22 protein-coding genes are annotated in these 18,244 nt (G+C 37.4%); 15 read left to right on the top strand and 7 right to left on the bottom strand.

Features of this window, described 5'->3' with window-relative positions:
- The first annotated feature begins 604 nt into the window (after positions 1-604).
- Entirely contained in the window at positions 605-1,603 is a 999-nt protein-coding gene (cysK, locus tag A7A69_RS08695; RefSeq protein WP_152877074.1) for a cysteine synthase A, read from the top strand.
- A gap of 155 nt (positions 1,604-1,758) precedes the next feature.
- On the opposite strand, the gene A7A69_RS08690 is transcribed toward cysK, so the two are convergent.
- Complete coding sequence (locus A7A69_RS08690) at positions 1,759-2,346, bottom strand: lytic transglycosylase domain-containing protein (RefSeq protein WP_120371380.1); 588 nt, start codon at positions 2,344-2,346, stop codon at positions 1,759-1,761.
- Between the two features lie 182 nt (positions 2,347-2,528).
- Here A7A69_RS08690 and ybaK point away from each other — a divergent pair, with 182 nt between their 5' ends.
- The 7 genes from ybaK to A7A69_RS08655 all read left to right on the top strand — a co-directional run bounded on the left by ybaK (position 2,529) and on the right by A7A69_RS08655 (position 9,009).
- On the top strand, positions 2,529-2,996 hold the full coding sequence (ybaK, locus tag A7A69_RS08685; protein WP_152877072.1) for a Cys-tRNA(Pro) deacylase: 468 nt from the start codon (positions 2,529-2,531) through the stop codon (positions 2,994-2,996).
- A gap of 206 nt (positions 2,997-3,202) precedes the next feature.
- On the top strand, positions 3,203-5,344 hold the full coding sequence (mtlD, locus tag A7A69_RS08680) for a bifunctional mannitol-1-phosphate dehydrogenase/phosphatase (RefSeq protein ID WP_152877070.1): 2,142 nt from the start codon (positions 3,203-3,205) through the stop codon (positions 5,342-5,344).
- A gap of 105 nt (positions 5,345-5,449) precedes the next feature.
- Positions 5,450-6,079, top strand: coding sequence for a 2'-5' RNA ligase family protein (locus A7A69_RS08675; protein WP_152877068.1), 630 nt, complete (start codon positions 5,450-5,452; stop codon positions 6,077-6,079).
- A 3-nt stretch (positions 6,080-6,082) separates the two neighbouring features.
- Entirely contained in the window at positions 6,083-6,604 is a 522-nt protein-coding gene (gene cobU / locus A7A69_RS08670; RefSeq protein ID WP_152877066.1) for a bifunctional adenosylcobinamide kinase/adenosylcobinamide-phosphate guanylyltransferase, read from the top strand.
- Positions 6,601-7,653, top strand: a complete 1,053-nt coding sequence (gene cobT, locus A7A69_RS08665) for a nicotinate-nucleotide--dimethylbenzimidazole phosphoribosyltransferase (RefSeq protein WP_152877064.1) — start codon at positions 6,601-6,603, stop codon at positions 7,651-7,653. Before cobU ends, cobT begins: the two co-directional genes overlap by 4 nt.
- A gap of 6 nt (positions 7,654-7,659) precedes the next feature.
- A complete protein-coding gene (locus A7A69_RS08660) occupies positions 7,660-8,265 on the top strand; it encodes a histidine phosphatase family protein (RefSeq protein ID WP_152877061.1) in 606 nt (201 codons plus the stop codon).
- A gap of 3 nt (positions 8,266-8,268) precedes the next feature.
- Entirely contained in the window at positions 8,269-9,009 is a 741-nt protein-coding gene (locus A7A69_RS08655) for an adenosylcobinamide-GDP ribazoletransferase (RefSeq protein ID WP_152877059.1), read from the top strand.
- A gap of 8 nt (positions 9,010-9,017) precedes the next feature.
- Here A7A69_RS08655 and A7A69_RS08650 read toward each other — a convergent pair whose 3' ends face one another.
- Both A7A69_RS08650 and A7A69_RS08645 read right to left on the bottom strand, forming a co-directional pair.
- Complete coding sequence (locus A7A69_RS08650) at positions 9,018-9,710, bottom strand: LrgB family protein (protein ID WP_152877057.1); 693 nt, start codon at positions 9,708-9,710, stop codon at positions 9,018-9,020.
- A complete protein-coding gene (locus A7A69_RS08645; protein ID WP_187349205.1) occupies positions 9,707-10,141 on the bottom strand; it encodes a CidA/LrgA family protein in 435 nt (144 codons plus the stop codon). Before A7A69_RS08645 ends, A7A69_RS08650 begins: the two co-directional genes overlap by 4 nt.
- Before the next feature lie 112 nt (positions 10,142-10,253).
- Here A7A69_RS08645 and A7A69_RS08640 point away from each other — a divergent pair, with 112 nt between their 5' ends.
- Positions 10,254-11,153: a LysR family transcriptional regulator gene (locus A7A69_RS08640; protein WP_152877055.1), complete on the top strand. Its 900-nt coding sequence runs from the start codon at positions 10,254-10,256 to the stop codon at positions 11,151-11,153.
- On the opposite strand, the gene A7A69_RS08635 is transcribed toward A7A69_RS08640, so the two are convergent.
- The 3 genes from A7A69_RS08635 to A7A69_RS08625 all read right to left on the bottom strand — a co-directional run bounded on the left by A7A69_RS08635 (position 11,150) and on the right by A7A69_RS08625 (position 14,457).
- Positions 11,150-11,956 (bottom strand): alpha/beta fold hydrolase, encoded by an 807-nt coding sequence (locus A7A69_RS08635; protein ID WP_152877053.1) that lies wholly within the window; start codon positions 11,954-11,956, stop codon positions 11,150-11,152. The two genes, A7A69_RS08640 and A7A69_RS08635, sit on opposite strands and share 4 nt — an antisense overlap.
- A gap of 12 nt (positions 11,957-11,968) precedes the next feature.
- Positions 11,969-12,697, bottom strand: coding sequence for an HD domain-containing protein (locus tag A7A69_RS08630; RefSeq protein WP_241675240.1), 729 nt, complete (start codon positions 12,695-12,697; stop codon positions 11,969-11,971).
- 149 nt (positions 12,698-12,846) lie between these two features.
- Complete coding sequence (locus tag A7A69_RS08625; RefSeq protein WP_152877051.1) at positions 12,847-14,457, bottom strand: purine-cytosine permease family protein; 1,611 nt, start codon at positions 14,455-14,457, stop codon at positions 12,847-12,849.
- Between the two features lie 220 nt (positions 14,458-14,677).
- On the opposite strand from A7A69_RS08625, the gene A7A69_RS08620 reads away from it, so the two are divergent.
- The 6 genes from A7A69_RS08620 to A7A69_RS08595 all read left to right on the top strand — a co-directional run bounded on the left by A7A69_RS08620 (position 14,678) and on the right by A7A69_RS08595 (position 17,858).
- Positions 14,678-14,929 carry a hypothetical protein gene (locus tag A7A69_RS08620; RefSeq protein WP_152877049.1) on the top strand — a complete coding sequence of 84 codons (252 nt, stop codon included), beginning with the start codon at positions 14,678-14,680 and terminating at the stop codon, positions 14,927-14,929.
- A 6-nt stretch (positions 14,930-14,935) separates the two neighbouring features.
- Entirely contained in the window at positions 14,936-15,682 is a 747-nt protein-coding gene (locus A7A69_RS08615; RefSeq protein ID WP_171500801.1) for an ATPase, read from the top strand.
- Between the two features lie 102 nt (positions 15,683-15,784).
- Entirely contained in the window at positions 15,785-16,204 is a 420-nt protein-coding gene (locus tag A7A69_RS08610) for a YeeE/YedE family protein (RefSeq protein WP_152877045.1), read from the top strand.
- Positions 16,201-16,611 carry a YeeE/YedE family protein gene (locus tag A7A69_RS08605; protein ID WP_152877043.1) on the top strand — a complete coding sequence of 137 codons (411 nt, stop codon included), beginning with the start codon at positions 16,201-16,203 and terminating at the stop codon, positions 16,609-16,611. The genes A7A69_RS08610 and A7A69_RS08605 overlap by 4 nt, the downstream gene beginning before the upstream one ends.
- Positions 16,612-16,616: 5 nt before the next feature.
- Positions 16,617-17,489, top strand: coding sequence for an MBL fold metallo-hydrolase (locus A7A69_RS08600; protein ID WP_152877042.1), 873 nt, complete (start codon positions 16,617-16,619; stop codon positions 17,487-17,489).
- Between the two features lie 9 nt (positions 17,490-17,498).
- Complete coding sequence (locus A7A69_RS08595; RefSeq protein ID WP_120371396.1) at positions 17,499-17,858, top strand: YidH family protein; 360 nt, start codon at positions 17,499-17,501, stop codon at positions 17,856-17,858.
- Between the two features lie 325 nt (positions 17,859-18,183).
- Here the strand turns inward: A7A69_RS08595 and A7A69_RS17035 are convergent.
- Positions 18,184-18,244, bottom strand: a 61-nt coding sequence (locus tag A7A69_RS17035; protein ID WP_152878522.1) for a 4Fe-4S dicluster domain-containing protein, incomplete at its 5' end; no start/stop codon positions are given.

The following is an 18,244-nucleotide window of genomic DNA, read 5'->3' as shown; positions in this document are numbered from 1 at the left end:
ATTAATGACCCATACAAACTGACGTAAAATTCTAAGTGATAAAAAATTTGAAAAATTAGTCTGGGTTCAGACAGTTACAGAGCACATTCCAAAGTTTGCTTGGATGGCTATTCAATGTCGATTATTCTATTCGTTTGATTGAATAACTCGTAAAACATACAGTCAGTCTAATTATGAATAGTGATGAATATTGTTTTGAATAATGCTAAACGCATTAAAAGAAGAAATTATATAATATCAATATATTAATGTAACTTAATCGAGAGTTTAATTAATGATTTGATTATCTTAAATTTTATCTTTTTTCAAATAATTTATTTCCAATACTTATATGAGTCAGGTTTCATCTTAGAATGCTGCAATGCATACTCAAGTGTACAGGGGATGGTCAGGAGACCATCTTAGGGTTTTTATAAAGTGAAGTATGCAATATTGAGTCATTTAAGTTGAAAGAATTTCCATATTATTGATAGGTTTTTATTTTTTGTGCAAAATTTTGCACATTTAAGTGTAAGTTTAGCAATCGTATAATATTTCTTCTGGCATGTCTAAAACTTCACTCTATAATATTTGAGAATCATTCTAAATCTAATAAGGAAATAACATGTCTACCGATCAACAATTTAAAGCACCTGCAAATTTAGGAATAGCGGTTTATCCCGATAATGCAGAAGCGATTGGTAATACACCTTTAGTTCGGATTAATCGCCTCATTCAATCAGATGCTACAGTTCTAGCAAAGATTGAAAGCCGTAATCCTGCGTTTTCTGTGAAATGTCGTATTGGTGCTGCGTTAATTGCAGATGCAGAAAAACGAGGTGTATTGAAAGCAGGCATGCATATTGTAGAACCAACCAGTGGAAATACAGGTATTGCTTTGGCATTCGTTGCAGCAGCAAAAGGCTATCCGATTACACTGACTATGCCAGCCAGTATGAGTATTGAGCGTCGCAAAGTACTTAAAGCATTTGGTGCAAATCTAGTATTAACTGAACCAGCAAAAGGCATGAAAGGTGCTGTGGATGAAGCGGTACGTTTAGCGACTGAGCAACCTGAAGTGTATTTTGTACCGCAACAATTCGAAAATCCAGCCAATCCTAAAATTCACGAAGAAACGACTGGACCCGAAATTTGGAATGCAACAGGTGGTCAAGTAGATATTCTTGTTGCGGGTGTGGGGACAGGTGGAACGATTTCTGGCATTTCCCATTATTTTGAAAATATTCAAAAACATCCACTTTATTCTGTCGCTGTTGAACCTGCTGAATCTCCAATTATTAGCCAGACCAAACGTGGTGAGAGCATTACACCTGCACCACATAAAATTCAGGGTATTGGTGCGAACTTTATTCCAAAAAATCTTGATTTGAATATTGTCGATGAAGTCATGCCAATCACTAGTGAAGAAGCAATTGAGTGGGCGCGTAACTGCGCGACCCAAGAAGGTATTCTGGTTGGAATTTCAAGTGGTGCAGCTCTTGCTGCTGCCAATAAAATTGCACAACGCAATGAAAATAAAGGTAAAACTATCGTTGTGATCTTGCCAGATAGTGGTGAGCGGTATTTATCTTCAGTACTGTTTGAAGGCCTATTCGAAGAATAAATTGTGTATCAGAAAGCCACGCATTTCGCTGGCTTTCTGATTAAATAGCCTAAGTAAAATAATTTTTGGAGCTTGAATTTAAGTAAGTATACACTTTGATTTTAATCAATTTTGTAGCCTCAGTTTTATTGAAAATAGTTAAAGGTGAACATTATTTAGAGTTCTTTCTTTAAAGCTTTTTCAAAACTTTTCACAGAACGTGCATATTTTTTTGCTTTATGACGAGTCCAAAAACTGGACTTATAACCCGTTGGACCGACATTATAATACGCACTGGCTTTAAACCAGCTTCCTGCCATTTCATTATAATGCGCTAAAATATAGGCACTACATTGAATATTGGTATATTCATTTGCCAAGTTGCCAGGGCAGGATTGTCGCCAATAACTAGGGATAATTTGTGCCAAGCCGACGGCACCACCTGATGAACGTGCATAAGTGTTATAGTTGGATTCTTGACGAATGGTCGCTGCAATCAATAGCGGTGGCACTTCATAACGATCTGCACTCTGGATAATCATGGGAGATAAGCGATTTGCTGTAGATGTGGGAACGGCATACGCTTTTTGTAGTCCATTAGAGAGTTTATTTGAACGTTTTTCTAAGGAACCGCTATGAGGGCCAAGTGTCGTGCAGCCTGTAAAAATAAGTCCTAAGCTCGTTAAAATAAATAGTCTGGATAATCTCTTTTTATTATAAAAAATCAGTGTTTTGTCATTAAAAAAAGTATCAAGCAGTTGCAAAACGAAGTACCACCATTGAATATTGAAGTTGGGAAAATCTTAATTTGTCATAACTATAGCGTCAATGAAAGTGATGTGACAATTTGCAAGATGATCAAACTATAAATAGCCTAAGCAAATTTAACTTTTTTATCAAACAAATTATAATAAAATTCACCTTCTTTTATCTTTATACTAAAATTATGACGCCTGCCTGTAAATTACTTAAAACTAATAAAGTTGAATACAGTATCCATGAATATGAGCATGATCCTCATGCAAAAAGTTTTGGACTCGAAGCTGCGGAAAAATTAAATTTAAATGTTGAAGAAGTCTTTAAAACGTTACTCGTTACAGACGATAAAAACTATTTTGTGGCGATTTTACCCGTCAATCATCAATTAAACTTAAAAAAAGTCGCTGCTGCCTTGGGCTGTAAAAAATTACATATGGCAGAACCTAAAGATGCAGAGCGTTTAACTGGTTATTTGGTGGGTGGAATTAGCCCATTAGGTCAGAAAAAAAGTTTGAAAACGGTGATTGATGCTTCGGCTAATGTCAAAACGAAAATTTATGTGAGTGGTGGGAAACGTGGGTTGGATATTGGCGTAAATCCTCAAGATATTGCGAAACTTCTATCAGCTCATTTTGCAGATATTTTAGATATTTAATGATGAACTTTGATTTGTTTTTATGCCTTTTCACATAATCATTATTTTTTCAATCAGTTTAGCTTAAATATCTATAATTATCCTTTAGATAAGCATTATTTGTACAAAAAAAACTCAAAAATGTTTCATTTATTGAATAAGTCGCTTTTTTGCACAATTTTTGTATACCCTAAATACGTGAATTATAAATAAATAGAGGTAGATGAATGCTGATTTTTCATGGTTCTCCTGTTCAAGGCGCACTTTTTGATATGGATGGAACAATGTTTGATACTGAGAGATTGCGGTTTCAAACATTGAAACAGGCATCTCAAGAGTTAATTGGACAAGCGTTTTCCGATGAATATTTGATGCAATGCTTAGGTTTGAGTGCGACAACTGCCGAACAGCTGGCTCAACAGCAATATGGTTCAGATATTTCTTATAAGGCGATTCGCCAACGTGCAGATGAACTAGAATTGGAATTGGTACGTAAAGAAGGTGTACCGATAAAAAAAGGATTAGTTCAAGTTTTGGAGCGCTTAAGAAAATCGGGATTGCGTATGGCAGTTGCAACATCGAGCCGTAGAGCAATTGCAGAAGAATATCTGATCAATGCCAATGTTTATAAATTCTTTGATGTATTGGTATGTGGGGACGAAGTCGAAAATGGTAAGCCGCATCCTGAAATTTTTGAAAAAGCCGCTGAAAAATTAAATCTGGAAACTTCACATTGTTTGATGTTTGAAGATTCTGAGAATGGCATCACTTCTGCGCATGCAGCGGGTGGGATGACTATTTTACTCAAAGATATTAAAGCGCCAAACGCGAATATGCTGTCTCAAGCGAATTTCTATTTTGAAACCATGTATGAGTGTTTAGAAGACTTAGATCAATATGTACCAGCTATGGATATGCCAATTTTACCAGAAGCATTTCCACAGACTTTGAATCAACTTACGGTTGGTATTCATGGTTTTGGCGCAATCGGTGGTGGTTATCTTGCGCAGATTCTATCGCATTGGGATGGTTATACTCGTCCGCAACGGATTATTGCCTCGACTCGCAATAGCTTATACCGAGAAGCCGTCAATGCCTTTGGAACGTATTGCATTCGTTATGGGCAGGTCTCGTATGATGAGCGGATTGAATATATGTCGGTAATTGATGCAGACAATGAACAGCATATGCTGGATTTGTATCTGGAATCGTCATTAATTGCATTGTGCTTACCTGAACAAGCCATTGCCACTGAAGCAAAGATTATAGCCAAAGGGCTATATGCACGTTTTGCTTCACAAGCCATGCAAAATACACGTCCACTCACTTTTTTAATTATTTTAAATAAAGTTGGCGCCAAAAAAATGGTCTTAGATCATATTCGAGAGCAATTAATTGCTTTATCAAATGTGGAGATTGCAGATCAGATTATGGCTCAACATTATTTCTGCGATACCGTGGTTAATCGTATGGTATCTAAACTTTCTGAGCAAAATTTGTATCGGCAGCTCAAAATTAAATATAATTTTTTCAAACAATATCAATCAGATGTTGAAGATGAAAATGTTGAAATTGAAGATACCAGTAAACTTTCAACTGAACAGGAACATCAGGCAGCTTTGTATATTGATGATATGCGGCGTAACTTTCAGCCTAGTCATATTTTGCAGACGATGGACTTAATTTTATTTAATAGTGAAACGGATATGCCGATCTATGTTGAAAATAACAGTCCATTATTGGAAAAAATGCGGCAAATGATCGTGGTCGATAATATTGCCGATATCCAACTTATTAAAAATCGTTTGTGGAATGGTATACATGCCATGATGGCATGGTATGCGTCATTATTGGGACATGAAACCATTGGTGTGGCAATGGGGGATGCACGTGTACAGTCTTTGGTTGAACATTTAATTCAAGAGGTTAAGCACGGTTTGGCGGTATCTCTACCAAAACGTGCTCAAGATCTGGATCGCTTGGCGAAAAGTTTCGTTGAATCTTGTCAATATGCTTATAAAGATCCTTGTCAGCGTGTCGCTCGCGATCCATTACGCAAACTCAATCATAATGAGCGTGTTATGGGTTCAATCGCCAATAATCTCCGATTTGAGCAACCTGTTGATAGCCTGTTATGGGGCGCAAGTTTGGGTTATTTCTATGCGATGAAAACGTTTGGTATAAGTTTAGAAGATGTCTCCGAGCATTTGCAGTCCAATATTGCCCAGTTTGACTTAGACATTATTCAAAAACAAAAAGTTGAACAAACGATACATCAGTATTTGGATCGATTACAGACGCATCCAGAATGTATCAAGCAATTTAAGAATTTTGTCTTGCCTGAACAGGTACAATCTTCTTATGCATAATGACATAGTGAAAGATAAAATCTAAAGCAAAAACAAACTGATCATTTTAGTTGTTACACCAAAAATCATGCTTTAATAAAGCACTTTGATTTTTGGTGTTTTTCCTTGTATTTAAAGCCAGATAAATGTGTTGTTTCAACGATATGCCGTGATTATCCAGAGTGGCATCGGGGACGAACAGCTTATGCGCTTTGGTATATTTTACTTGAACGGAAACAATATCCAGAATTAGTTCAAAAACTAGATCAATTACAGACGTCTTTTTCAGATGTGCTATTGGTTAATACACAACGGCAATATCATATTACGCTGTATATTTGTGGTTTTTTGACTGAGCAAGAGCCTGTCTATAATGATGATTTTTGTCTTCACTGGTTTGAGCAACAACATCAGCAGCTTTTAAAACAGACAGCATTTCAACTCAATATCAGTAAATTGAATAGTTTTAACAGTGCCATGTTTGCAGACCTTTCAGATCGTGAAAATCATTTGATTCAGATTAGAGAAAAACTTCAACTTGATGATCATCATGAAATTGCTGCTTTACAATATCATCCGCATATTACGCTTGGACTCTATCGTGATGCTTATTCAAGTGATCAGATTCTCAATCGTATTCAGCAAAGTTCAGAGATTAATTTAAAAATTAGCATCGATCAGCTTCATTTTGGCTATTATGATGCTCAACAATTACAAGGCCCTTTACATTCTCTTTATCGCTTGCAACTGGATTAATCTATGTTACATCTTATTTTAGGCGGTGCGCGTTCGGGTAAAAGCCGACATGCAGAGTCTATTGCCAAAGCACAGTCTTATCCCGTGACTTATATTGCAACTGCTCAGGCATTAGATGATGAAATGCAACAGCGTGTACAGCATCATCAAAAGCAGCGACCAAGCGAATGGCGATTGATTGAAGAACCAATTGCACTGGTGGAACAACTTGAAAGAATTGATCAGCCGCAACAATTTGTTTTAGTCGATTGTTTAACTTTATGGCTGACCAATCTTTTATTTTTGGATGATCCAAGTTGTCAGCACATTGAATGTGAAAAATTAGTTGAACTTTTGCCTCAGCTTCAATCCGATATCATTTTAGTGAGTAATGAAACAGGTTTGGGTGTAGTACCGATGGGTGAAATAACGCGTCGTTTTGTTGATGAATCTGGGCGTTTGCATCAACGCTTAGGACAAATTGCAAATAAAGTCGAGTTTTGTGTTGCAGGATTTCCAATGTTACTAAAAGGTGAAAAGTCATGAGTTGGTGGTTAAAAAAAACTGAGGTGGTTGATCAAAAAGCCAAACAAGCGGCTATACAACGTCAACAACAACTGACTAAACCAACTGGCTCACTTGGAAACTTAGAGTCAATCGCGATTCAATTAGTGGCCTTACAGGGAACAGTTCATCCACAAGTCAATCGACCGTGGATCACCATTTTTGCGGGCGATCATGGTGTAATGCAAGAAAATATTTCGGCTTATCCGCAGGCAGTAACACGCCAAATGCTACAAAATTTTGCGACAGGTGGCGCATGTATCAGTGTGATTGCACGCCAATATTCAGCTAGCTTACGCGTCATAGATTGTGGAACAGTCGGTGAAAAGTATCACTATGAGGGCGTAGAAACGCATTGCATTCGTGCTGGAACCGCAAATTTTGCAATTGAATCTGCAATGACAGAAATTGAATGTCAGCAAGCCATGGATTTGGGTCGCAATAGCGTAGAACACGCAGTTCAAGCGCAGGCTGATATCTTTGTTGCAGGTGAAATGGGAATTGGGAATACTTGTTCAGCCTCAGCTTTGGCTTGTTTATTATTAGATGAAGATGCAGAGCAATTGACAGGCGTCGGCACAGGTATAGATGCTGAAAAGCTAAAGCATAAAAAGCAGGTGATCGATCAGGCAATTGCATTGCATAAATCCCATGTACAAGATGATCCCTTGAAAATAATGGCAGCAGTCGGTGGTTTAGAAATTACAGCCATGACAGGGGCTTATATTCGTTGTGCGCAGCTTGGTTTACCCATGATTATTGATGGATTTATTAGTTCGGTTGCAGCACTTTGTGCAATGCGTTTAAATCCTGATGCGCGAAACTGGATGTTGTTTGGGCATCAATCTGCTGAATATGGACATCGTCGTATTTTAACTGAATTAAACGCACAACCGATATTAAGCCTGAATTTACGTTTGGGTGAAGGTAGCGGTGCAGGAGTTGCATTGGGTGTCATTCAATTGGCTTGTCGCTTACATAATGACATGGCGACCTTTGCAGAAGCCGCAGTTTCAGGCGATCAGGTTTAGAACAAGATGCAAGCTGAGTTGATCATTGATGTATTGCGTCACGGTGAAACCACCTTAAGTCATACCTTACGTGGTCATCTGGACGATGAACTGACTCAAACGGGTTGGCAGCAAATGCAAAATAGCATCGAACAAATGCAGCCTTATCCGTGGCAAGTGATCTTTACTTCGCCATTACAGCGTTGCTCTGCCTTTGCCCATACATTTGCTATAAATACTCATCTTATTAGTTATGAGGATGCAAATTTTAAAGAAATGAATTTTGGGGATTGGGAAGGTGTCACGACTGAGCAAATTTATCAGCAGTGTCCCGAACTGCTTGCAAATTTTTGGCAAAAACCCACGCAATACACTGCACCGAATGGAGAGCTATTATTCGATTTTCAGTCACGTATTGAACAGGGTTTATTTTCAATGATTGAAAAGATGCAAGCACAACAATCTTCTCATGCATTATTGGTCACGCATGGCGGTGTGATTAAATTATTACGGTGTATGGCACAACATCAGCCATTGGATAATATTTTGAAAATGCAGGCAACTTTAGGACAACTCCATCGTTTTAAACTGAGTCTGGATGACGATCGACAGCTACAGATAACTGAGGCATAGCCCATGTTGCCATTTTGGATTGCCTTACAGTTTTTGACCGTGATTCCTATTCAATTATCACGTGTGCCAAATCAGGTGGAAAATGCCCGATCTGTTTTATTTTATCCGTTGATTGGTTTAATGATCGGTCTAATTTTATATGCTTTTGGCATATTATTGAGTCCTGTCCCACATCTTTTGAGCGCAAGTCTTATTTGGTTGATCTGGATTTGGCTAACGGGTGGACTGCATCTGGATGGTTTGGCAGATACTGCTGACGCATGGGTCGGTGGTTTTGGAGATAAACAACGTACTCTTGAGATCATGAAAGATCCAAGTTGTGGGCCGATTGGTGTGTTAAGTCTGATCGTTGTGTGTTTGCTTAAATTTGTCTGTATTTATCTGTTACTTGAGCAAAATTCAACGCTTTTTTTGATTTTTGTACCTATGGTCGGGCGAGTAGTCCCCTTAATTTTACTGCTTACCACGCCTTATGTGCGTGAAAAAGGTTTAGGTCGTCATTTGGCTGATTATTTACCAAGACCTTTTGCATGGTTGATAGTCTTAATGGTTTTAGTCAGTTTGTTTTATTGGAAGTTACACGGCATTTTTATCTTATTGGTGTTTGTGCCTGGTTTAGTTTATTTACGTCATGTTTTTATCAAACGTATTGATGGCATCACAGGCGATACCATCGGTGCAAGCATGGAGTTACTGGAAACGGCTGTATTGCTCAGCTTTATTTTAGTGGGCTTTTATCTATAAATGATTTTTCAGGTCAGTAACTTAACAATAACATGAACCAGAAAAGGCCCAGTAATCACCATAAAAATCCCTGCCAGTACCATGGTTAAACTGGCAATCACGCCTTCTTCTTTATTACGCATATACGCCTTACTTGTGCCAAAGCCATGTGCTGCATTACCAAGAGATGCGCCGTTCGCCAAATACGACTTAAGCTTTAACCCTGCTAAAACTAGATCGCCAAAGACAATAGCTACAATCCCAGTAATAATGGTAAACAAAATCACAAGTTCAACCGAACCACCAATATGTTGGGTAAGTTCCATAGCAAAAGGTGTAGAAATTGAACGTGACATGAGGCTATAGGTAGTTTGTTGGTCGAAATGAAACAATCGTGCCAAATAAAAAGCACTGACCATGCCCGCCGTCATACCTACGATGATGCCCATACCAATCGACAAAGCATGTTCTTTAATAACATGACGATATTCATAAATGGGAATTGCAAACGCCACTGTGGTTGGACCTAGCATCCAAATGATCCATTGGTTATCTTGCATATAGGTATCATAGGACACATGAAAAATAAGCAATAAGAGAATAATAATCACAGGCAGCAAAATTGCAGGCGAAAAAGGTAAATAAGGCAAACGACGATAAATTGGTTTTGCCAAGATATAACCTAAGATTGTGCCAATTAAACAAATCAAGGCGATATTCATGGTTTTACCCCATGTTGCTGCATGCTTTTCGCTTTGTTTTGATGGTGTTGTTTTAGGCGTGATTCCAATTTAAAACAAAGATGTACTGTATAAGCGGTAGCGACCATAACACAGACTGTACCAATAACCACTGCACTAACCAATTGCCAGCCTTCTGTAATGAATAAGCTTTTATAGTTGATCAATCCAACTACGCAAGGAATAAAGAACAGCACTAATTCAGCTAACATAAAATCTGAACCTGCTTTAATCCATTGCAGTTTAAATACACCACTTGATAGGCCAACTAAAACCAGAAAAAGCCCAATGACACCTGCTGAAATGGGTAAGTTCAACCCATGCTGCAATATTGATCCGATCCACCAGAAAGCAAGTAATAAACCAATCTGTACAATGACTTTGGCTGAGTATGCAAGACCTGAACGCGACACGGTATGACCTATTGTTTGAACAATTGACTTGGAATTGGGTTATTTTAGATCGACTTGTTATGTTATATTATGAATAATAAAAAAATGATTATGAATTTCTGGAATAATTATAATGGATATTAAAACACTTAGAATTTTTGTACAGATTGTGCAGAGCCAAAGTTTTACTGTTGCGGCTGAACAGCTTTTTATGACTCAACCTACCGTAAGTAAAGCCATCGCTGGACTAGAACAAGAACTATCGTCCACTTTATTTAAAAAGGGTGAAGCAGGGCGTAAACGTGAAGTGGAGCTGACGTATACGGGACAGCAAATTTATCAACATGCGCTTACTATATTGGATGAACAAAAAAAAATCTATGAAACGCTTGAAGATATTAAGCATTTGAAAAAAGGAAAATTGACTTTAGGCTTGCCGCCGTTAGGTTCAGTATTATTAACGTCTTTGATTGCGTCGTTTCATAAACAATTTCCTCATATAGAATTACAGTTTATGGAAGTTGGTTCTAATGCTATTTCAGAGGCAATTTTAAATCGAACACTGGATGTAGGTGTTCTTTTAAATAATCAAAACCCGATTTTGGCAGAAATACCTATCATCGATTCACCATTGTGTCTTGTTTCGAGTCTCCATTCAAAATGGCAAGGTTGTCGCGAGATTGAATTGCTTGATTTAAAAGATCAGGATTTTTTATTTTATGATGATCGTTTTGCATTAAATAAATTGATTCTGGAAGCTACACAAAAGTTGGGGTTTACTCCTCGTATTGTATGTAAAAGTAGTCAATGGGACTTTATCGTAAAGATGGTGGAGCATCGCATGGGAATTGCCCTAATTCCGCAGGTTTATTGTGAGCAACTCGATCCTAAGAAATATAATATTAGCCTAATAAAAGATACACCTGTTCGTTGGAAATTAACCATGGCATGGAATACTTCTGTTCCCATGACAGCGGCGACCAAGGCATGGCTTGATATTGTAAAGACTCATCAAGATGAAATTCGTTTTTAGTTAAGCCAGTTTTGAATAACATCAATGATTTGTTCTGGCTGTTTAATCCAAACGCTATGCTGATTGCCTTGGAGACTTGGTCTTAAATCGAGTTGTTTAATTTGAGGATTATTAAAATACTGACCTAAGCCTAATAATGATGACATAGGCGCCCATTCGTCGCCCTTCATTTGAATAAAAAGAGCTTGGTTATCTGAAACATGAGTCGGCTTTAAAATGTGATCATATGTTCCTGTTAGTCCAGTTCTACACCAATCCTGAATAAGAGATTTTGCTTCTTTCTTGCCAAAGCCCACCTTGTTTCCCGGTAAATAACCATAAATTTTAATGAGAAGACTAAAAACTGAGATTGCTTTTAAGATTTGAATTTTACCCTTTAAATTCCAATAATGTAGTCCAATATTGCCTGTTGCAATCCCAATCACTGTAACGTCATGTTGTTGGCTATACAATGTAGCTAAGTGACCGCCTAAACTATGTCCAAGTAATACCAAGTTTTGTTGTGAATGAGGTTGCGGGGCTAACTCTATAAGTTGGGGAATAAAATCTTGCAATAAATCTCTATATCCATAATCAAAGTGTTTAGAAACTTTTGGGGTATTTCTGCCACATCCGGGATAATCAGCTGCTATTGTATTAAATCCATTCGTATTTAAACCCCTGATCAGTTTTTGATATTTATCAATTTCAACGCCGATAGCAGGAAGAATAACAATCGTTTTTGCATATTGATCGATGATATTTATTTTGGTAGAAATTTCATCTGATTCTGGAAAGTGAATAAGTTTCTGGATGCATTCCATATATGTTATTCCTTAAATGGATTCAGTTGAATCAGCGTTGTTAGTCCTAGTTAGTCCTAATGTGTTTAAGAAAGCTGTTCTAGAATTCGGGTGTTGCCTTATTTCTTCTTTTATTAATTTTTTAAAAACAGTATTAAATTTTTCACGTGGATAATCTTCCAAGCAACGTTCTTGGAATTGTGTAGGTATGAGATAAAGTTCTGAGGCGATTACATCACAACTGGTTCCTTTTTGTAGCATAATCACTTCTTTAGGCTGACTCAAATCAGTAAAGCCATTCATGTGCATACAAATCGCATCAGTAATTAAGTCAATCTTATTTTTTGTATAATGGTGATGCTGACATAGATGTTCGGCCTTTATTGCACTTTTAAGTGTAAAACACTGACAATTTGTAGATTCATGCTGATCAACTAAGCCAATATCATGTAACAGTGCTGCTACTAAAAATGCTTCAGCGTCATACTGCCAATGATTGATTTGACTATATGCCACACCCCAAAAATAGCTGCGCCAAGAATGATGAATCAAAGATGTGTTTTGTGTTGCTTCTAGCTGTTCAATTGCAGCTTTGACCAGAACGCTATCTGGTAATGGTACAGCATCATAGTTTACCTCATGAACAGGATGCTTTAGCAAAAGCCCTGCACGGTGTAATAGGTGTTGTATAGTTGGGCTAAATGTTTTACTTAACAGATATGATTTTTCTTTGAAATTAATTCTATCTTGTGTTTCTTTCATCCATATATAAGACCCTAACATTTTTCTACTCTTATATTAATTAGAGTAATTACTCTAATTAATATTTTTATTAGAATCAAGTTTATTGAATAAAAAAAGCCCTGAAAAATCAGGGCGGATTTTAATTTATGAGCTTGCTATGAGATTTATTATTTTTCCATGGTTTTACATAGTGAGCAGATGACGCCGTTATGTTGGTGTGAATACATCACATCTGGACGTTCATAATCTTGATCACAAGAAATACATGCATACACAGTTGCAACTGGTGTACCTTCAGCATCAAAACGCGGTTCACTGATGCCATCATCATGATTTTTAATATAATACTTACCCTTAGTAAGTAAGCCCATCACTGGGGTAAGCACAAAGCCAACAATCAAAGCAATCAAAGGCGAATAAGACGAAAGAAAGTCGCCTAATAAACCGAAGAATGCCGCAATTGATAAGCCTGCTGCCGTACCAAATGCAACTAAACCAACGGGATTGAAGTCATAGAGCATTTCACGACGATATTCAGGTTGTTTTGGCGAAAGCTTTAATAGATGTTTATTAATGGCGATATCAGTTGCAACCACAACCACCCAAGCAATTGCAAAGTTCGAATAAAAACCTAAAATCTTACCAAGTACAGCAAACATATTGCCTTCCATGAGGGCAAGCGCAACGGCCAAGTTCACTAAAACAAATACAATACGACCCGGATATTTTTTGCTCATACGGGTGTAAGCGCTTGTCCAAGCCAAAGAACCTGAATAAGCATTGGTCACGTTAATTTTAATTTGTGAAATCACCACCAAGATAACTGCCAGTGCTAAAGCTAACCAGCCCGGTAACATGTCATGAAATGCAGCATTAAACTGTTGTACAGGCTCAGTCGCATTGACATCTGGTAACTTAGTCAGTAAATAGAAACCTAAGAATGCACCAATGATTTGTTTAATTGCACCAAGAATGACCCAACCTGGACCCGCCGAAATGACTGCTGCCCACCAAGATTTACTATTTTCTTTGGTTTTGGCTGGCATAAAGCGTAAATAGTCAATTTGCTCCCCAATCTGCATAATTAACGACAAGCATACGCCAGCCCCTAACATGATTGCAGCCATATCCATAGGAGCATAGCCACTATTACCTGCATAAGTCGCAAAAGAACCGACCAGATTTGGTTCTTTATGAATTAAATACGCCACAGGGCCAATCATCAGGATCAGCCAGATTGGAGTTGTCCAAACTTGTAATTTGCTTAAAGCTTTCATCCCATAGATCACTAAAGGAATGACCATAATGGTAGAAATAAGATAACCCGCCCATAACGGAATGCCCAGTCCAAGCAATAGCCCTTGCGCCATAATAGAGCCTTCTAACGCAAAGAAAATAAAAGTAAAACTGGCAAAAATAATACTGGTAATCACAGAACCAAAATAACCAAAACCTGCACCACGAGTGATCAGATCAAGATCAATATTGTAGCGAGCGGCATAATAAGCTAGAGGGATTCCCGTAATAAAAATAATAATGGCAGCGAACAGGATAGAATAAATAGCATTGGTTGTACCATATGTCATACCAATACTTGCACCAATAGAGAAATCTGCAAGATATGCAATACCACCAAGCGCCGTAATGGCGACTACTTTGGGACTCCAGCGACGAAAGCTATGCGGTGCATAACGTAATGTATAATCTTCAAGTGTTTCATTTGCTGCATTATTTGGTTTTGTTGCATCAAAAGAATCCGTTACTGATGTGTCGTGCATTCTTTATGACCTTATTTGAGTGGTAATATGGTGCATAAAGCAAGCAATGTGCCAATCTCATCATAAATCTGATGAGATGTAAGCAAAGAGTAGAATATGAATGGCTTAGAGTGAATAGAATAAATAATCTATAAATCAGAAAAATGGTGGTCAAATAGACAATTTTCAAAATTATGCTAAGATAATTAAAACGTATTTTGATGAATACGGGAGATTAAGCATGACCGCATTTGTTCCAATGAAAGCCACGATAAGAGAGGAAGAAATGATTCCTCATCTTGCTGTGCAAGCGTTTCATCATGCTTTTTTGCAGGCAGTGCAATCATCTTCGGTGGTTTATGCCAAAGGTCAATATCTGCTTAAACAATCTCCCAATGGTGAGACACAAGTTTTAAAAAATATTTCATCTTATTATACCGATATGCCTGTGTCAGAAACGATTTTAAAACGTAAGAAAAAGGTGGCATTCTAATTTTATATGCTGCAACCCAGAATAAGAATGTTTGCAGGTCCGAATGGATCTGGTAAAAGTACCATTAAAGATTATTTATTACCGCGACATATTGGTGCTTATTTAAATGCAGATGAATTAGAAAAACAGCTCATTCAAAATCAGTCTTTCTCTTTAGCTGAGTTTCACGAGTCATTGGAAAATCAGAAGCTTATTGATTTTTTAAAAACAAAACAACGTAAAGTGAATCAGATCCTGCTTCCTTTACTTGGTACTGATCCGATTATTTTAGCCAATGGAAGTATTGCTTTTGCAACACAGGAAATAGATTCCTATCTAGCCGCAAGAATCATTGACTTTATTCGCTTTAAATTTCTTGAATTAAGAATTAGCTTTACCTTTGAAACAGTCATGTCACATGTCAGTAAGGTCGAGTTTCTTCAACATGCCAAAGCACAGGGTTTCCGTACTTATCTTTATTATGTTTCTACTGTTGATCCTGATATTAATATCAGCCGAGTACAGTATCGCGTGAGTCAAGGTGGTCACGATGTTCCAAGAGATAAAATTAGAACGCGCTATTTGAGAAGTATGGATTTACTATTAGATGCAATAGATGCCTCAGATCGAGCTTATATTTTTGATAATTCTTCTGATGGTACTCAAGCATCTTTTTTAGCTGAAATTGAAAATGCAGAAACGCTTAAACTGAACAAGAATTTGCAGCAATTTCCCAAATGGTTTGTAGACCGTATATTAACTGAGTTCACTTAAGCTTTAGTGGAAACGGTGCTGCATCATTAGATTGTTGAAAATCATGTTGATTAAATTATAAAAATATATATTATTATTTTATATAATGTTTGAAGCAATACTATGCATATTTTCTTTTTTGCTTTTATTGGTGGCTTATTACTTGGAATAGCCGTTGTTGGTTATCTGTATGTGAACGGCCGCATAGCAGGTATCAGTGGTTTATTGGCACAGACGCTCAATCCTAAAACAAAAGCGAAAACACCTGCGATCTGGTTTTTATTGGGTTTATTTGTTACGCCGTTTATTTTCTCTTATTTCTACACACCTGAGATTAAAATTAGTACCAATCCTTTTTTACTCATATTCGCAGGCTTATGTGTAGGCTTTGGCACACGTATGGGATCGGGTTGTACCAGTGGTCATGGTATTTGCGGAGTAAGTCGTATGTCGAAGCGTTCAATGCTCGCAACGATGACATTTATGTTTGCAGGCTTCTTGACAGTGTATGTGATTCGTCATGTACTCGGAATACGCCCATGAAAAATATATTTGCTTTTATTTTCGGTTCAATTTTTTCATTAGGTCTCATGATTTCTGGTATGTCGAACCCTGAAAAAGTTCTTTCTTTTTTGGATATTTGGGGTGCGTGGGATGCAAGTCTGGCATTTGTCATGATTGGTGCGATTATTGTGGCTTTTATTCCGTTTCAACGAGCAGTGCGCCGTCCCATGACTATTTTTAAGGAAAAAATAGACTTGCCCAAAAAGATGCAAATCGATAAAGATTTGATTATAGGATCGCTCATCTTTGGAGTTGGATGGGGCATAGCAGGGATTTGTCCTGCGCCTGCACTGACTTTGATTGGGCTAGGACACTATCAAGCTTTATATTTTATTGTTGCAATGTTGCTTGGCATTATTGTTCATCGGAAAACAAGAGGAGTCTAAGTTATATGAATACTCAAAAACCGCTGGTTAAAAGTTTTTTTGATGACACGAGCAATACTTTTACTTACGTTGTCACCGATCCTGATACCAAACAAAGCGCCATTATTGATAGTGTATTGGATTATGATGCAGCCTCGGCAACAACTTCAACTATTCAGGCCGATAAGCTCATTGATTACGTCCATGAAAATAGCCTAAGCATTAAATGGATTTTAGAAACACATGTACATGCTGACCATTTGACTGCTTCCCAATATTTAAGAAAACAATTAGGTGGCAAAATTGCCATGAGTGAGAAAATTTCAATCGTCCAAAAAGCATTCAGCGAAATTTATAATCTTGATTCCAAAAATTTTATGCAAGACCCAACCTTTGACTATTTATTTGAAGATGATGAACATTTTAAAATAGGCAATTTAGATGCATATACCATTCCTACACCAGGGCATACACCCGCATGCTTAAGCTATGTTATTGGTGATGCAATATTCGTTGGCGATACGCTTTTTATGCCAGACTATGGCACTGCACGTTGTGATTTTCCGAATGGAAGTGCTGCTCAACTTTATGATTCGGTGCAACGTTTATACACTTTGCCCGAAACGATGCGTATGTTTTTGTGTCACGATTATTTACCCAAAACACGTGATCATTTTATTTGTGAAACCAATATTAAAGCACAAAAACAGTCAAATATTCATATTCATCAAGGCATAGCAAAAGTAGATTTTATTAAAATGCGAGAGGCTAGGGATGCTACACTAAAAATGCCAAAACTGATTTTACCTGCGATTCAAATCAATATGGATGCTGGAAAGTTTCCAATGCCTGAATCGAATGGTCAATCTTATTTAAAATTACCACTTAATTATTTTTAAAGTTGAGTTATGTCAAATTTAGAAGATCCTCGCGTATTGCTAGCCCTTGAGCGAACATTACTTGCATGGAATAGAAGTAGTCTGGCATTAATTGCTTTTGGATTTTTAATAGAAAAATCGACTTTGCTTATTCATCTGATTGACCCAGTCCGCTATCACGATAAGATTCTTTTTAATCGCTGGCTTGGTGTTTTGGTGATTGTGTTGGGTTTAATGATTAGTGTGTTATCTGTGATTCAGTATCGTGTCGCATTAAAGTCACTTACGCCGTTAGAAATGATAGAGGGCTATCGAACGAACTTGCCGATTGTACTGAGTTATTTCACGATATTAAGTGGCATTATGCTGATCATTTCTTTCTGGATTTAATTTTTAAGCATAGCCCCCTTGGGGACTATGCTTACCTAAAAAATAATATAACACGCTAATATAATTAGCATTTATATATAAATCTGCCCTAGAGCAGATTTATATATTAAGTTTGACCCTCATTTAATAAGGGTCATATCCTGAAAACCATCTTTATATAAATCTTACTTGGTATATTTAAAGCCAAGTATTTAAAAATACGCCGTTTTTTAACGAATTACATATTTGGATAATTCGACCCACCGCCTGAAGCAGGGAGAGCAAAGCATGCTTTGCCCTGCTGCAAGTGCAAAAGCTATGCTTTTGCAGCGAAGGTGGCTAAAACTTACATATTTGGATAATTCGGCCCACCGCCACCTTCAGGCGTCACCCAAGTAATATTCTGT

Origin of the sequence: Acinetobacter guerrae, from assembly GCF_009372255.1 — a bacterium.
Classification (GTDB): domain Bacteria; phylum Pseudomonadota; class Gammaproteobacteria; order Pseudomonadales; family Moraxellaceae; genus Acinetobacter; species Acinetobacter guerrae.
This window is presented reverse-complemented; position numbering and strand designations above follow the sequence as displayed.

Coding starts and splice junctions, on each gene's coding strand:
- cysK (WP_152877074.1), top strand. CDS start 605: ATGTCTACCGATCAACAATTTAAAGCACCTGCAAATTTAGGAATAGCG.
- ybaK (WP_152877072.1), top strand. CDS start 2,529: ATGACGCCTGCCTGTAAATTACTTAAAACTAATAAAGTTGAATACAGT.
- mtlD (WP_152877070.1), top strand. CDS start 3,203: ATGCTGATTTTTCATGGTTCTCCTGTTCAAGGCGCACTTTTTGATATG.
- cobU (WP_152877066.1), top strand. CDS start 6,083: ATGTTACATCTTATTTTAGGCGGTGCGCGTTCGGGTAAAAGCCGACAT.
- cobT (WP_152877064.1), top strand. CDS start 6,601: ATGAGTTGGTGGTTAAAAAAAACTGAGGTGGTTGATCAAAAAGCCAAA.
- A7A69_RS08660 (WP_152877061.1), top strand. CDS start 7,660: ATGCAAGCTGAGTTGATCATTGATGTATTGCGTCACGGTGAAACCACC.
- A7A69_RS08655 (WP_152877059.1), top strand. CDS start 8,269: ATGTTGCCATTTTGGATTGCCTTACAGTTTTTGACCGTGATTCCTATT.
- A7A69_RS08650 (WP_152877057.1), bottom strand. CDS start 9,710: ATGAATATCGCCTTGATTTGTTTAATTGGCACAATCTTAGGTTATATC.
- A7A69_RS08640 (WP_152877055.1), top strand. CDS start 10,254: ATGGATATTAAAACACTTAGAATTTTTGTACAGATTGTGCAGAGCCAA.
- A7A69_RS08635 (WP_152877053.1), bottom strand. CDS start 11,956: ATGGAATGCATCCAGAAACTTATTCACTTTCCAGAATCAGATGAAATT.
- A7A69_RS08630 (WP_241675240.1), bottom strand. CDS start 12,697: ATGAAAGAAACACAAGATAGAATTAATTTCAAAGAAAAATCATATCTG.
- A7A69_RS08625 (WP_152877051.1), bottom strand. CDS start 14,457: ATGCACGACACATCAGTAACGGATTCTTTTGATGCAACAAAACCAAAT.
- A7A69_RS08620 (WP_152877049.1), top strand. CDS start 14,678: ATGACCGCATTTGTTCCAATGAAAGCCACGATAAGAGAGGAAGAAATG.
- A7A69_RS08615 (WP_171500801.1), top strand. CDS start 14,936: ATGCTGCAACCCAGAATAAGAATGTTTGCAGGTCCGAATGGATCTGGT.
- A7A69_RS08610 (WP_152877045.1), top strand. CDS start 15,785: ATGCATATTTTCTTTTTTGCTTTTATTGGTGGCTTATTACTTGGAATA.
- A7A69_RS08605 (WP_152877043.1), top strand. CDS start 16,201: ATGAAAAATATATTTGCTTTTATTTTCGGTTCAATTTTTTCATTAGGT.
- A7A69_RS08600 (WP_152877042.1), top strand. CDS start 16,617: ATGAATACTCAAAAACCGCTGGTTAAAAGTTTTTTTGATGACACGAGC.
- A7A69_RS08595 (WP_120371396.1), top strand. CDS start 17,499: ATGTCAAATTTAGAAGATCCTCGCGTATTGCTAGCCCTTGAGCGAACA.